At 69.7% G+C, this 13,275-nt stretch carries 13 protein-coding genes and 1 pseudogene; 12 read left to right on the top strand and 2 right to left on the bottom strand.

All coding sequences use genetic code 11. The features are described from left to right. The 12 genes from rpsR (at window position 1) to G4H71_RS05340 (ending at window position 9,849) form a co-directional block, all read left to right on the top strand. Window positions 1-255, top strand: a complete 255-nt coding sequence (rpsR, locus tag G4H71_RS05285; RefSeq protein ID WP_072735955.1) for a 30S ribosomal protein S18 — start codon at window positions 1-3, stop codon at window positions 253-255. Between the two features lie 188 nt (window positions 256-443). Continuing rightward, window positions 444-674 (top strand): hypothetical protein, encoded by a 231-nt coding sequence (locus G4H71_RS05290; RefSeq protein ID WP_246442558.1) that lies wholly within the window; start codon window positions 444-446, stop codon window positions 672-674. Window positions 675-693: 19 nt separating this feature from the next. After that, window positions 694-981, top strand: coding sequence for a cation:proton antiporter (locus G4H71_RS05295; RefSeq protein ID WP_072735957.1), 288 nt, complete (start codon window positions 694-696; stop codon window positions 979-981). Then, window positions 978-1,913 carry a hydrogenase subunit MbhD domain-containing protein gene (locus G4H71_RS05300; protein WP_072735958.1) on the top strand — a complete coding sequence of 312 codons (936 nt, stop codon included), beginning with the start codon at window positions 978-980 and terminating at the stop codon, window positions 1,911-1,913. The genes G4H71_RS05295 and G4H71_RS05300 overlap by 4 nt, the downstream gene beginning before the upstream one ends. Further along, window positions 1,910-2,275, top strand: coding sequence for an NADH-quinone oxidoreductase subunit K (locus G4H71_RS05305; protein ID WP_083342788.1), 366 nt, complete (start codon window positions 1,910-1,912; stop codon window positions 2,273-2,275). Before G4H71_RS05300 ends, G4H71_RS05305 begins: the two co-directional genes overlap by 4 nt. Then, complete coding sequence (locus tag G4H71_RS05310; protein WP_072735960.1) at window positions 2,272-3,768, top strand: complex I subunit 5 family protein; 1,497 nt, start codon at window positions 2,272-2,274, stop codon at window positions 3,766-3,768. The genes G4H71_RS05305 and G4H71_RS05310 overlap by 4 nt, the downstream gene beginning before the upstream one ends. Continuing rightward, window positions 3,765-5,300 carry a proton-conducting transporter transmembrane domain-containing protein gene (locus G4H71_RS05315; protein WP_083342847.1) on the top strand — a complete coding sequence of 512 codons (1,536 nt, stop codon included), beginning with the start codon at window positions 3,765-3,767 and terminating at the stop codon, window positions 5,298-5,300. Before G4H71_RS05310 ends, G4H71_RS05315 begins: the two co-directional genes overlap by 4 nt. Beyond that, entirely contained in the window at window positions 5,297-7,090 is a 1,794-nt protein-coding gene (locus G4H71_RS05320; protein ID WP_083342789.1) for a complex I subunit 5 family protein, read from the top strand. Before G4H71_RS05315 ends, G4H71_RS05320 begins: the two co-directional genes overlap by 4 nt. Continuing rightward, window positions 7,087-7,587, top strand: a complete 501-nt coding sequence (locus G4H71_RS05325; RefSeq protein ID WP_072735961.1) for a Na+/H+ antiporter subunit E — start codon at window positions 7,087-7,089, stop codon at window positions 7,585-7,587. Before G4H71_RS05320 ends, G4H71_RS05325 begins: the two co-directional genes overlap by 4 nt. Before the next feature lie 129 nt (window positions 7,588-7,716). After that, window positions 7,717-8,178, top strand: a complete 462-nt coding sequence (locus G4H71_RS05330) for a hypothetical protein (protein WP_072735962.1) — start codon at window positions 7,717-7,719, stop codon at window positions 8,176-8,178. Between the two features lie 246 nt (window positions 8,179-8,424). Continuing rightward, window positions 8,425-9,351 carry an AEC family transporter gene (locus G4H71_RS05335; protein WP_072735963.1) on the top strand — a complete coding sequence of 309 codons (927 nt, stop codon included), beginning with the start codon at window positions 8,425-8,427 and terminating at the stop codon, window positions 9,349-9,351. A 39-nt stretch (window positions 9,352-9,390) separates the two neighbouring features. Next, on the top strand, window positions 9,391-9,849 hold the full coding sequence (locus tag G4H71_RS05340) for a hypothetical protein (RefSeq protein WP_072735964.1): 459 nt from the start codon (window positions 9,391-9,393) through the stop codon (window positions 9,847-9,849). A 25-nt stretch (window positions 9,850-9,874) separates the two neighbouring features. Here G4H71_RS05340 and G4H71_RS05345 read toward each other — a convergent pair. Next, window positions 9,875-11,810, bottom strand: a pseudogene (locus tag G4H71_RS05345) (VWA domain-containing protein). Then, on the bottom strand, window positions 11,810-13,192 hold the full coding sequence (locus tag G4H71_RS05350) for an ATP-binding protein (protein WP_072735966.1): 1,383 nt from the start codon (window positions 13,190-13,192) through the stop codon (window positions 11,810-11,812). The pseudogene G4H71_RS05345 and the gene G4H71_RS05350 overlap by 1 nt, the downstream one beginning before the upstream one ends. Window positions 13,193-13,275: the final 83 nt, after the last annotated feature.

Consider the following 13,275-nt stretch of genomic DNA (forward strand, 5'->3'; position numbering starts at 1 on the left):
ATGGCAGTCAAGAGGTCCACCTCGAAGAAGGCGCGTCCCGTCGAGGGCCGCAAGCCGAAGAAGAACCCGCTTTTCGCGGCGAAGATCGACCGTGTCGACTACAAGGACATCAACCTCCTGCGCACGTTCATCTCGGACCGCGGCAAGATCCGCAGCCGCCGCGTCACGGGCCTGACCCCGCAGCAGCAGCGCCAGGTCGCCACCGCGGTGAAGAACGCCCGCGAGATGGCGCTCCTGCCGTTCACCAGCCGGTAGCAGACAGCCGCACCTTTCCCCGAAGGCGCGCACCAGCACTCACCAGTGCCGGTGCGCGCCTTCCGGCATTTCGGACACGCCGCCCCTCTCGTTTCCGGAGGCCGATCCGAGCACTCCCCTCTAGACTCGACACACCCCGCACCGACAGGAGTTGATGCGCAATTGACGCCTTCCTCGCCGCAGCAGCGTTGGTCCTGCTGGTCAATTTCGTCGTCGCGTCGTACCGCATCGTGCGGGGCAATTCGTCCAGCGACCGATTGATCACCCTGCTCCTGCTCTCCACCACCGGTGCCGCCGTACTCGGCGTTCTCGCCGAACTGATGGACATGCCCGCGCTCCGCGATGCGGCGCTCGCCGTCGTCGCACTGTCGTCCCTCATCGTCGTCGTGTGGACCGTCGGCCGAAGGCAGCAGTCGTGACGGGCGAGAGGCGGCGCTCGTGATCGCCGACGTCGTCACGGTCGTCCTGATCATCGGTGGCCTCGCCTTCTTCACCGCGGGGACCGTGGGTCTGATCCGCTTTCCCGATCCGGTCACCCGGCTGCACGCCTTGGTCAAGGCGGACAACTTCGGTATCGGGTTGATCCTCCTCGGGCTGATGGCCCAGGCCGACTCCGTCGCGGTCGTCGGCAAGCTGCTCCTGATCTGGTTTCTCGCCATGTTCGCCACCGCGACCAACGAGGCCCTGCTCGCGAGCCGCGCCCGCTCCCGGGAGGACGGCGCATGATCGACCTCGTCCTCGGTATCTCGGTGCTACTCGCCGCACTCGCCGCGCTGTACCTGCCCCGGCGCGACGCAGCGGTGATGATGTTCCTCGTTCTCGGCCTGTTGATCGCGGTGGTGTGGGCACGCCTGGGTGCGCCGGACATCGCGATCGCGGAGGCCGCGCTCGCATCCGGGGTGACCGGGGCCCTGCTCGTCGCCGCGGTGACCGAACGGCCGCGCGCCACCCGCCAGCCTTCTCGACAGGTGTGGCGACTCGGTGTGCTCGAAGCCGCTGTCGGGGGTGCGATCACGTTCTTCGTCGCCTCGGCACTCCTCGATGCGGCACGCGGCGGTGCCACCGTGCCCGACCGGCTGGGCGTCCTCGCGGGCACCGCCGTCGACGACACCGCGGTGTCGCATCCGATCACGGCGATCCTGCTGGACATGCGCGCCTACGACACTCTCCTCGAGATCGGCGTTCTCGCAGCGGCGGCGGTCGCCGCGATCTCGTTGCACCGTGGCGGCGTCCTCTCGCGGGTCGAGGCGGAGGAGGACACCCGACCGGTGCTGCGGGTCTTCGTGCAACTGGCGACCCCGATGGTCCTGCTCGTCGGATGCTGGGTCCTCGTCGCCGGTTCCACCCGCCCGGGCGGGGCCTTCCAGGCGGGCGCGCTCCTCACCGGTGTCCTGATCCTCCTGTATCTCGGCGGCTACTCCCGGTGGGTACCCACCGGACGCTGGCTCCGGCCCGGCGCCGTGTTCGGCCTGGCGGCGTTCCTCGCGGTGGCCGTGGGCACGTTCGTACTCGGCGCCGGGTGGCTCGCCATGGACGAGCCCTGGGCGGGGACGGTGATCCTCTCGCTCGAGGCGGCCCTCACCGTCGGGATCGGGGTGGGACTGAGCGCGCTGTTCGTGGCCGGCCGGCCGGACGCACCCGAAGGCGTCGGACGATGATGCGCGCCGACTGGCTCGTGGTGCCCGAGTGGTTCATGGTGATCGGTGCGCTGCTGTTCGTCCTCGGAGCGACGAGATTGCTGCTCACCGAGGATCTCGTCCGCCGCATCGTCGCCCTCAACGTCTCCGGCATCGGCACCCTCCTGATCCTGGTGGGCCTGGCTGCGTACGACCCGGATACGGAACCGGATCCGGTGCTCCACGCGCTGGTGCTCACGGGAATCGTCATCACCGTCAGCGTCACCGGGCTCGCCCTCGTCCTCGTCCGCACCATCGAGCGGGCCGAGTCGGCACCCGGATCCGATGGCACTTCCGGCGGAGGCCGCGACGACGCCCCCGACGAGTGGGGTGCGGGGCGATGACCGAACTGATCCCCGTCCTGGTCCTGCTGCCACTGGTGGGCGTCGTCGTCACCGCTCTGACCCCGGCCCGGGTGGCCCGCGTCCTGGGCACCGCGTGGACGGCGGCCGTCGCCGCGCTCGCCGTACTCCTCGCCGTCGCCGTGTGGCAGGACGGGCCCGTCAGCCTGGTCCTGGGTGGATGGGACGTACCGATCGGGATCGGACTGCGCGTCGACGGTCTCGCCGCGGCCATGCTGCTGTTGACCGGTCTGGTCGGCACCGTCGTGTGCGTCTTCGCCACCGCATCCGAGGCGGTGGCCGGCAATCGATGGTTCTGGCCGCTGTGGCTGTTCCTGCTCGCCGGTCTCAACGCCGTGTTCGTCTCGGGCGACCTGTTCAACACCTACGTGGCTCTCGAACTGGTGACCATCGCGGCGGTCGCCCTCGTCGCCCTCGGTGGTGACGACGCGCTCCGCCCCGCCTTGCGGTACCTGTTCGTCGCCGTACTCGGTTCCCTCGCCTTCCTCGTGGTCGTCGCCCTCGTCTACGCCCGCACCGGCACTCTGGCTCTGGACGACGCGACGGGCGCGCTGCCCTCCGGGCCGGTCCTGCTCACCGTGCTCGGTCTCGCGATCGTCGGGCTCGGCCTGAAGACGGCGTTGTTCCCGATGCACACCTGGCTTCCGCCCGCACACGCCGGTGCTCCGTCCGCGGTCAGTCCACTCATGTCGGCGCTGGTCATCAAGGCCTCGCTGTACGTGCTGATCCGGATGTGGACGGGGCTCGCAGGCGACGACGCCACCGAGGCCCTCGGACAACTGCTCGGGGCCGTCGGAGTCGCCGCCGTCCTGTGGGGCAGCTTCCTCGCCCTGCGCCAGACGCATCTCAAGCGACTGGTCGCCTATTCCACCGTCGCGCAGGTCGGTTCGTTCTTCCTGATCTTCCCGCTGGCGACACCGGGCCTGCGCGCGGACGCCACACCGGAGGCGATCGAGGCCGCCCGACTGGCCTGGCAGGGTGCACTGGTCCTCGTGCTCGCCCACGGACTCGCGAAGGCCGCGATGTTCCTCGGCGCCGGAACACTCAAATCCGCCTACGGGTCCGACGCGCTCACCGACCTGCGCGGTGCCGTCGGGACCCATCCCGTCGCCGTCATCGCGTTCGGTCTCGCCGGGGTGTGCCTGGCGGGACTGCCCCCCACGTTCGCCTTCGTCGGCAAGTGGCAACTGCTGTGGGCGTCCCTCGAATCCGGCCAGTGGTGGTGGATCCCGGTTCTGCTGGTCGGTGGGCTCCTCACGTTCGCCTACACGGCCAAGGCCCTGTGGGTGATGATCCACACGGAACCGATCGATTCCGCCGAACCACGGTGGGACACCGTCGCGCCGGTTCCGATACCCGCCCGGATGCAGTGGACGACGTTCGTTCTCGCGTTGCTGGCGTTCGTCCTCGGTCTGCACTCGATCGAGATCCTCGAACTCCTCGACGTGGGTACCCCGTGGGAGGTGCCGCTGTGAACGACGTCCTCGAGGTGCCCGTCGACACCGGCCTGCTCCCGCTCGTCATCGTCCTCACGTCGCTGATTCCCGGTGCCCTGATCTTCTTCCTCCGCGAGGACCGCGTCGTCGCGCGCACCACCCTCAACCTCACCGGTGCGGTCGCCAAGGTCGTCCTCGTCATCGCCCTGGTGCCGAGCGTCGTGGCCGGCGAGAGATCCGAATGGCGAACGAGTTTCGTACCGGGCATCGATATCGTGCTGCGCGCGGAGCCGTTCGCCATGTACTTCCTCGGACTGTCCGCCTTCCTGTGGCTGCTCACCACGATCTACGCCGTCGGCTACCTGGAACAGGGACAGAACCGGAGCCGCTTCTTCGGGTTCTTCAGCCTCTGTGTGACCGCGACCGCGGGTATCGCCCTGTCGGGCAACCTGATCACGTTCATCATCTTCTACGAGCTGCTCACCCTCGCCACCTATCCACTCGTCGCGCACAACCAGACCGACAAGGCGCTGCGCGGCGCCCGGACCTACCTCGTCTACACGCTGACCGGTGGTGTGGTGCTGCTCGCCGGGATCGTCTGGCTCACCGTGCTCGTCGGGCCGGTCGAGTTCTCCGAGTCGGGCAGTCCCGCCGTCGCCGAGCTCGCGCGGGACCGGCCCGGCATCGCCACCGCGATCTTCGTGACGATCCTCGCCGGGCTGTCCGTCAAGGCCGCGCTCTTTCCCGTGCACGGCTGGCTGCCCCGGGCGATGGTCGCCCCTGCCCCGGTCAGCGCGTTGCTCCACGCCGTCGCCGTCGTCAAGGCGGGTGTCTTCGGCATCGTCCTGCTCATCGACGAGGTCTTCGGGGTGTGGGTGGCCGACGAACTCGGCGTGCTGATGCCGCTCACCGTGCTCGCCTCCGTCACGATCATCTACGGATCGCTCATGGCCCTGCGCCAGGACGAACTCAAGGCGCGGCTCGCCTACTCCACGGTGAGCCAGGTGGCGTACGTGACGCTCGGTGCCTCGATCGTGAGCATCCTCGCCACCACCGGTGCCGTCGCCCACATCGTCAACCAGGGCATCATGAAGATCACCATGTTCTTCTGCGCGGGACTGATCGCCGAGAACCTCGGCATCACCCGCATCAGCCGGATGAACGGGATCGGACGACGGATGCCACTGACCTGCGCCTCGTTCACCGTCGCGGTACTGGGCATGATCGGCATCCCACCCGTCGCCGGCTTCGTCTCCAAGTGGTATCTCGGGCTCGGTGCCGTCGACGGCGAGGTCGAGTGGGTGCTGTGGGTGCTCGTCGTCAGCAGCCTGCTCAACGCCGCGTACTTCCTGCCCGTCGTCTATCGCATGTGGTGGTGCGCCCCGGACGACGACGCCGGCTGGAACACCCCGAAATCCCGGTACCGCAAGCGCGTCGAGGCCCCGCTGCCGCTGCTGATCCCCACCCTCGTCACCGCCGCGGCGTCCCTGGCGGTCGGCATCTTCGCCGGACTGCCCTACTCGCCGCTCGACATGGCTCGGGTGATAGTCGAGAGGAGCTACGGCCTGTGAACGCCTCGTGGTCGACGGTGCTGTGGGCGAGCAGTGTGTTCGTCCCACTCGGGTTCGTCTTCGCGCTGTGCCTGCTCGCGCCGTCCCGGCGTCCGCGGGCGGTCTACGCGAAGATCCAGCTCGTGCGGACCGCGCCACTGGCGGTGATCCCCACCGCCGCACTGGCATTGCTCGGCCCCGACCGGGTGGGCCCGTTCGAACTACCGTGGATGCTGTTGGGCACGCACTTCGCGATGGACGTGCTCGGGCGGCCCCTGCTGTTCGTCACCGCGTTGCTGTACGGCGCGGCGATGATTGCCGTCTACTCGTCGGGCACCACCCGCACCGCGACCCTCACCGGGTTCCTGCTGATCGGCTTCGTCGGCAACGCCGGGGTGTTCGTCGCCGCCGACGCCATCACGTTCTACCTGTCGTTCGCGGTGATGAGCCTGTCCGCGTACGGACTCGTCATCCACGAACGCACCGCCGCCGCCCGCCGGGCGGGGCGCGTGTACGTCGTGCTCACCATGATCAGCGAGGTGGCCGTGCTCGCCGCGGTCGTCCTCACCGTCCACGCCGGCGGCCTCCTGCTCGCCGACGCGCCCTCCGCCGTCGCCCATTCCGACCAGCGATCACTGATCATTGCGCTGCTCGTCGTCGGATTCGGTGTCAAGGCCGGCACCTTCCCGCTACACGTGTGGCTGCCGCTCGCCCACCCGGCCGCGCCTCCGCCCGGTAGCGCCGTGCTGTCCGGCACCATGATCAAGGCCGGGCTCATGGGCTGGCTCCGGTTCCTCCCGCTCGGTGAAGTCGCGCTGCCCGGCTGGGGCCTGGGCATCGTGGTGGTCGCCTTGATCGGCGCGTTTCTCGCCCTGCCGCCGGGTCTGTTGCAGAACGATGCGAAGGTGGCCCTCGCCTACAGCAGCATCAGCCAGATGGGGTTCCTGGCCGTGCTCGTCGGCACGGCGCTCGCGACACCGGAGCTCACCGAGGCGTGCACACTCGCCGCGGTCGTCTACGCCGTCCACCACGGCATGGCCAAGGGCGGGCTGTTCCTCGGCGTCACGGTGTGGCGCACCCACGGCGAGGGCTGGGTGCGCTGGTGGGTGCTGATCGGCCTCGGTCTCCTCGCTCTCGCGGTGGCCGGTGCGCCACTCGGCAGCGGTGCGGTGGCGAAATATGCCGCCAAGGAAGCGATATCGACGTCCACCGTGCTCGGCATCGGCCTTGCCGAGCTCCTCCCGCTCGTCGGAACGGTGTCGACACTGCTGCTCGCCCGAGCAGGGTGGCTGCTGATCACCGGATCGCGCGATCGCGCCTGGGGCGTCGACGGTGCCATCGTGTCCTGGTCGGTCCTCATCGTCGGTGGGACGGTGTTCACCTGGTATCTGGCCGGACAGTGGGCATCGGTCCTCTCGGTACCCGGCCTCGACGCCGTCACCTTCTGGGATGCGACCTGGCCCATCCTGCTCGGGATCGGGTTGGCTGCGGCCGGATGGTGGCTCTCGAGCCGGGACTTCCTCCCCGCCTGGCTCGCACATCCCGACGGGCGCATCCTGCCGCCGGGCGACCTGGTGGTGCCGGAGGAGGCGATGGCGCGTCGGCTCGGCCGGACGCTGGAGCGGGGCGCGGACGCGCTCTCACACGCGAATGCACGCGCGACCCGCTCCGCCGTGTCCGTGGCCGAACGACTCCCGTTCTCGGCGGGCGACGCGGCGGAGACACGACTGTCGCGGTGGGTCGCCTCCGGCGTCGCGGTCCTGGCGGTCACGACACTGGTGGCCGTGGTGATCCTGGTGGGCGCGTCATGATCCGGCGCAGGGTGGTGTCGGTGGGCATCCGGCTGCTGGGATTCACCGTCCTGTGGTGGGTACTCGCCGAGGGCGATGCGTCGATGATGCGGTACGCGATCGTCGCGGTTCCGCTCGCCGTCGCCGTGAGCCTGGTATTGCTCCCGCCGGTCGTCGTCCCGCAGGGGTGGATTCGGCGGATTCCCGCCACGGTGACGATGGTCGCCTGGTTCCTGTGGCAGTCGATGCGCAGCGGCATCGACGTCAGCCGCCGTGCCTTCGCCAGGCCGGTGGATACCGACCCGATCATGATCGAGTACCGGATCTCGCTGCGGGGCAGACTGAGCCGCGTCGTGTTCGCCGACCTCAACGCCCTGATGCCGGGCACGTTGTCGGCAGATCTGGACGGCGACGTACTGCACGTGCACGTCATCGATCGCGCGATGGATGCACGATCGCAACTCGCCGCTCTCGAGCGGAAGCTGGCCGCCGTCGTCGAGGACGAACACGCGCCGTGACCAGGTAACTCGTTGCCGCCAGTAACTTTCCGCCCCTAGAGTGCGACATAGCTCTCAGAACCGTCCAGCCCATGATCGACACTGCTCGTCATCGAGACGGAGCGGTGATCGAGAGGAAAGTGAGCCGCAATGTCACGCACAGCACTTCGCGCCGCCGGGATCGTCGCCGCCGCGGGCGCCGCCATCACCCTCGCCGGAGCGGGCACCGCCGCCGCGGACACCGAGGTGACCATGACCCGCTGTCTGGGCCTGAGTCCCTACATCGCGGATCAGCCGTTCGCACCGGCGCGGCTGTGGCAGAGCCCGGACGGACCCGGCGCCGCCACCTTCACGCTGCACGACGTGTCCAGCTTCTGGTTCTTCGCCGGCGGCTACCAGTCGGACGTACGCCTGGACTGGCGCAACCTGGACACCGGCGCGAGCGGCACCGCTCACGACACCCGCACCGTCGCCTACCCCGGCGGCGATTCGGCCCGCCTGCACGTCCCCAGCGGACCCGGCGCCGTGGAGCTGACGCTGTCCGCATACAACCACCACGACCTCTGGGGCTTCCCGACCACCTCCTGCACCGGTACCGCGCAGGTCGGCTGAGCCCGCGCCCCTCTCCCTCCTGGGTGAAGGTGGCCTTCGACCGGTCTGACGAGGTGAAGGCCACCTTCACCCAGGGGTGGGGGCAACACGCGGGGTGGGGGCAGCGGGTGGGGGCCGGTGGAGGCAGCCGGTGAGCGCATCCCACCCGGCACCGATAGGCTCGGGCACGTTCAGTGAGAAGTGAGCGCGGGCCCGCCGATACCGGCAGAACGCCGTCGGCGCGGTGCGAATGGGTGGAGCTCGAAGTTGTCTGGCGTCGTGGCAGGGTTCACCGTCATCTTCGTCGTCATCGGCATCGGATACGTGTTGGGCCGGCGCGGCACCCTCGGACAGCACGGCGAATTCGTCCTCGGCCGCCTCGTGTTCTTCGTCGCCACCCCGGCCCTGCTGTTCGACGTCCTCGCCACCTCCGACCTGTCGGTGATCTTCTCCCCCACCCTCGCCGTCGCCTCGGCCACGGCGTTCGCCGTCGGCCTGATCTACATCCTGGTGGCGAAGGTGTGGCTGCACCGGCCGGTGCCGGAGCTGACGATCGGGGCCCTGTCCGCGTCGTACGTCAACTCGGCGAACCTCGGCATCCCCATCGCGGTCTTCGTTCTCGGCGACGCCTCGTTCGTCGCGCCGCTGCTGCTGTTCCAGATCGTCGTCTACTCGCCGCTCGCGCTGAGCGTCCTCGACATCTCCACGATGCGCGACGGAGCGTCCCGCTTCGAGACGGTCAGCGCACCGTTCAAGAACCCGATGGTGCTCGCGGGCGCCGCCGGACTGGCCGTCGCCGTGAGCGGCTGGCACCCACCCGAAGCGTTGATGCAGCCGTTCCGCCTGCTCGGTGGCGCCTCGGTCCCCGGCGCACTGCTGGCGTTCGGCCTGTCCCTGTACGGCGTGCGGGTCCTCGAACGCGGCACCAGCCCGCGCCGCGACGTCGCGCTGGCGTCCGTGCTCAAGATCGTCGTCCAGCCGGTTCTGGCCTACCTCATGGCGCGGTACCTGCTCGGCCTCGGCGGCCACGAACTGTTCGCGATCGTGGTCGTCTCCACACTGCCCACAGCCCAGAACGTCTTCGTCTACGCCAGCCGGTACCAGCGCGGCACCGTCCTGGCCAGGGACAGTGCCTTCGTCACGACACTCGCATCGATCCCGGCAATTGCGCTGGTGGCGGCGCTGCTCGCGTGAGCTGCGGCCACCCGCGCGCGGACCGGGTTACGGTGGGTCATGCGCGTATTGACTCTCGTCGTACTGGCCGCACTCGCGCTCTGCGGCTGTAGCTCCGACGACGACGCCGACCCCGGCCCGGATCCGGACCTGGCCTCCGCAGTCGATCCGGGCCCGTCGTCCCCGTCCGGCATGCCCCGACCCACCGAGATCCCGGACGCCGAGTTCGGCAGCCGGTTCGCCGCGCGACCGGACATCGTCAACGCGAACCCCACCCCCTTCGAGTCCTGGTCCCGGGTCGACGAGAACACCGTCGCCATCCACTTCGTCACCGGTACGCCCGAGTGCTACGGCGCCGACGCGACCGTCACCGAGACCGACACGACGGTCACCATCTCGCTCCGCACCGGAACCCTGCCCGAGGCGGCGGACAAGATGTGCATCCTGGTCGCCGTGTTCGGCACGCTCGACGTCGAGCTCGCCGCTCCACTCGGCGACCGCGAGGTGATCAGCGCCTGACCGTGCGGCCGCGGACCGGTCAGGGTCAGCGACGTCGCCGCATGTAGTCCGAGACGACAGCCGCCCCGAGCCCGTCCAGATCCGGAGCCACGACCCGGCCGCCGACTCGCTCGGCCATCCGATCGACCACCCGGGCGAGCCCCGGATCGTCGCCGAGGCGGAAGAACGTCACCTGGGCGCCGATCCGTTCGAGCGCGTCCAGCCCCCGCACGGTCAGTCCGAGAGTGCGCGGGCTCGGTGGGTAGTCGAAGTACGCGAAACCGTCCGGCTCGAGGTGGGCCGTGGGTTCGCCGTCGGTGACGATCAGCACCACCGGGGTGGCATTCGGATGCCGGCGCAGATGCCGCGCGGCCAACAGCAGCGCGTGATGCAGATTGGTGCCCTGGTCCCAGGCCCCGTCCATTCCGGCCAACTCCGCGGGAGTGAGAACCTCCGCGTGCCGCCCGAAGGAGATCAGTTGCAGTTCGTCGCTGCGAAATCGGGTGGTGACCAGGTGATTCAGCGCGAGCGCCGTGCGCTTCATCGGCACCCAACGCCCCTCCATCACCATCGAGAACGACGTGTCGACGAGCAGCGCCACCGCCGCCCGGTCCCGCTGCTCGGTCTCCCGCACCTCGACGTCCGTCACCGACAACCGCACCGGAACCCGACCGGGCCGGCGCAGCACCGCATTGGTGATCGTGCGGGTGACATCCCACGGCTCGGTGTCGCCGAACGCCCATTCGCGGGTGGCCCCCGGTGGGTTCTCCCTGCGCGCCCGCGCGACGCGTGTCCCGCTCGCCGCCGCGGCCACCGAGCCCGTCCGCGACGTCGCGGAGGGCGGCCTGACCGAGCTGACGCATCGCCCTCGGCGACAACCGCCATTGCCCGTCGACACCGCGGTCGAAGAATCCCTGTTCGCGCAGAGCCTTCTCGAGGTCCGCCAACGTGCGGGCGTCAGCGACCGCCTCGTCCCCGAGATGTCTGGCCAACAACTCCGGGTCGATGTCGTCGAGCTGCGCACCCGGATACTGCTGCGAGAGCTGTTCGGCCAGCGACTCGAGTTCGGCGATCTCCTGCAGTGTCCCGGTGCCCTCGCCCAGCCCCATCCCCTCCTCGCCACGGAACCTCTCCGCACCCGTCCAGTCCTCGCCCGGCCGCGCCGACTGCAACAGGCCGTCCAGCCGGGACAGCTCCGAGATCAGTGCCGGGTCCCCGAAAGCCTGTTGCGCGAGCGCATCCAGCTCGTCGCGCTGCTCCGGAGTCAGCGAGTTGCGCAACCGCTGCGCGGCCGCGGCACGTGCGGCGAGCGTGTCGATCAATTCCTCCACGGTGCGCGGGTTCTCGGGAAAGTACTCGCCGTACTCGTCCATGAACTCCGTGAACCGGGCGTCGGTGTCCTCACCGCGGGCGTGCGCCTCGAGCAGGTCGCCCAGATCGGCGAGCATGCGCCTGATCCGCTCGCGGTCCTCGTCCGTCGCTCCTTCGAGCGCCTGCTTCATGCCCTCGAACCGCTGGTCGAGCACCTCGCGGCCGAGGAGATCCCGGATCTTCTCGTACTCCTCGCGGGCCTCGGAACTGCGCCAGTCGTAGTCGGCGAGCTGGTGAACCGCCTGTGCCGTCGACGGGGGCAACTCGGCGATCTGCAGTTCCGCGAACCGGGCGTCGTCGTCGAGGGCGCGGGCCAGCTCCTTGCGTTCCGCGAGGACGGCCCGGTCGAGCAGTTCGCGCACCTCGTCGAGCGTCCCGTTCAGGTTGGTGCGCTGCAGTAGTTCCCGGCGGCGCCGGTGCGCCTGGGCCGCCATCTCGTCGAGACCGCGCCGTGTTCCGTCACCGCGCCGCAGCAGCTCCCGCAGCGCCTGCCGCGGCGAGGTCCCGGCGAGGACGTCGTCGCCGATCGCCGCCAGGGCATCACGCAGGTCCACCGGAGGCGCCAGGGGGTCGCCGCCGGTGTACGGGCCGTACCGCGCGCCACCGGACACTACGAGTACACCGTCCGGCCGCTCGAGTCGGTCTCCTTGGAGATGCGCCGCGCCAGATACAGACCCTCGAGCGCGAGTTCGACCGCGGCGGCCCGCTCCCCCTCGGACGTGGCACCCACCCGCTCGGCGAGTCCGTCGATCAACGAGATCCCGTGCAACTCGGCGAGAAGATCGTGCGCGGACACCCGCTCGCCCGTCACGACCGGGTCGCCGTGCTCGACGACGTCGACGAGGGGCGCGAGATCGATCCCGCCGAGCCGCTCACGGACCGTGTCCGCGGTCGCCCGCCGCAGCAGGTGTTCGAGGACCTCGACCTCACGGCCCTCCTCGCCCGCCTCGAACTCGACCTTTCCGCGCAGGACGTCGACGACCGTCCCCAGATCGATCGGGCGCGCCACCGGATCGGGCTCACCCAGCACGGTCGACCGGTGCACCGCCGCCGCTCCGACGGTCTCCGCCCCGGCGACGGCGAACCGGGCCGACACCCCGGAGCGCTGGTCGACCGACGTCGATTCGCGCAGCAGACGCGTGAACCGCGCCAGCACCTCGAGGAGGTAGCCCGGAACGGCTGCGGCCAGGTGGGCTTCCTGCGCGATCACCGCGATCTCGTCGTCGAGCCGGATCGGATAGTGGGTCCTGATCTCCGCACCGAACCGGTCCTTGAGCGGGGTGATGATCCGGCCGCGGTTCGTGTAGTCCTCCGGGTTCGCACTGGCCACCAGGAGTACATCCAGCGGCAGCCGGAGCGAGTACCCCCGCACCTGGATGTCGCGTTCCTCCATCACGTTCAGCAACGAGACCTGGATCCGCTCGGCCAGGTCGGGCAGCTCGTTGATCGCGACGATCCCCCGGTGAGCACGCGGCACCAGCCCGAAATGGATCGTCTCGGGGTCGCCGAGGCTGCGCCCCTCGGCAACCTTCACCGGGTCCACGTCGCCGACCAGGTCGGCGACCGACGTGTCGGGGGTCGCCAGCTTCTCGGCGTAGCGTTCGCTGCGGTGTCGCCAGGCGACCGGCAGGTCGTCGCCGAGTTCGGCGGCACGACGGATCGATGCCGGCGCGATCGGATCGTAGGGGTGCTCGCCGAGCTCGGAACCCTCGATCACCGGGGTCCATTCGTCGAGCAGCAGGGGCAGCGTACGCAGCAGTCGAGTCTTTCCCTGGCCACGTTCGCCGAGCAGTACCACGTCGTGGCCGGCGATGAGTGCGCGTTCGAGCTGCGGGAGCACCGTGTCGTCGAAACCGACGATGCCCTGCCACGGGTCGCGACCGGCGCGCAACGCGTCCAGCAGATTCGCCCGCATCTCCTCCCGGACACCTCGGTGCACATGTCCCGAGGCCCGGAGTTCGCCCACCGTCGCGGGTCGTGATTCAGTAGTCACTCCCCCCACGCTACGAGCGTTGCGTCTGCCCGTCACCCCGACGTACCGCGTGAGCGGGCGCGAGGCGACCGGCGTTCGGCCCC

Source organism: Rhodococcus triatomae, from assembly GCF_014217785.1.
In the GTDB taxonomy this organism is placed as follows: Bacteria; Actinomycetota; Actinomycetes; order Mycobacteriales; family Mycobacteriaceae; genus Rhodococcus_F; species Rhodococcus_F triatomae.

What these genes read in the sequence shown, in the direction of transcription:
- rpsR (WP_072735955.1), top strand. Translation starts at nt 1, where the DNA reads ATGGCAGTCAAGAGGTCCACCTCGAAGAAGGCGCGTCCCGTCGAGGGC.
- G4H71_RS05300 (WP_072735958.1), top strand. Translation starts at nt 978, where the DNA reads ATGATCGACCTCGTCCTCGGTATCTCGGTGCTACTCGCCGCACTCGCC.
- G4H71_RS05305 (WP_083342788.1), top strand. Translation starts at nt 1,910, where the DNA reads ATGATGCGCGCCGACTGGCTCGTGGTGCCCGAGTGGTTCATGGTGATC.
- G4H71_RS05310 (WP_072735960.1), top strand. Translation starts at nt 2,272, where the DNA reads ATGACCGAACTGATCCCCGTCCTGGTCCTGCTGCCACTGGTGGGCGTC.
- G4H71_RS05325 (WP_072735961.1), top strand. Translation starts at nt 7,087, where the DNA reads ATGATCCGGCGCAGGGTGGTGTCGGTGGGCATCCGGCTGCTGGGATTC.
- G4H71_RS05330 (WP_072735962.1), top strand. Translation starts at nt 7,717, where the DNA reads ATGTCACGCACAGCACTTCGCGCCGCCGGGATCGTCGCCGCCGCGGGC.
- G4H71_RS05340 (WP_072735964.1), top strand. Translation starts at nt 9,391, where the DNA reads ATGCGCGTATTGACTCTCGTCGTACTGGCCGCACTCGCGCTCTGCGGC.